This window comes from Aestuariivita boseongensis (genome assembly GCF_001262635.1).
Taxonomy (GTDB): Bacteria; Pseudomonadota; Alphaproteobacteria; order Rhodobacterales; family Rhodobacteraceae; genus Aestuariivita; species Aestuariivita boseongensis.
The window spans coordinates 1-335 of the sequence record NZ_JXYH01000138.1 but is presented as its reverse complement, the minus strand read 5'-3'; the positions used below and the strand labels follow the sequence as shown (position 1 = coordinate 335).

At 63.0% G+C, this 335-nt stretch carries 1 protein-coding gene and 1 pseudogene; both read right to left on the bottom strand.

Features of this window, described 5'->3' with window-relative positions:
- Positions 1 to 237: PhoU domain-containing protein (locus TR61_RS19510; protein WP_281178086.1), on the bottom strand; the 237-nt coding region annotated here is incomplete at its 3' end.
- Between the two features lie 4 nt (positions 238 to 241).
- Positions 242 to 335, bottom strand: a pseudogene (locus TR61_RS20460) (phosphate ABC transporter ATP-binding protein); the annotation flags it as partial.

Genomic DNA, 335 nt, shown 5'->3' with positions numbered 1-335 from the left:
CGCCGTGGGCGCGCGCAGCGCCAGAAGCTGCGCGGTCTCGTGGCGGATTTCCTCGTTCAGCGCGTCAATGGCCCGATCGCCCTCGCGCACAGCGCTGGCGCGCTCCAGATCGCCGTCTTCCAAAGCCTGGATCGCGTCACGCAAGGCGACCTCGACCAGCCCGCCCATGCGCATGACCTTGGCCTGGATCCCTTCCAGATCCCGGTCGAAAGAGGAAACGATATGTTCCGTGCTCATCGGCTTACCCGATCCGCCCGGTGATATAGCTTTCGGTGCGGGGATCTTCGGGTTTGGTGAAGATCTGACCTGTATCACCATATTCCACCAGGTTCCCC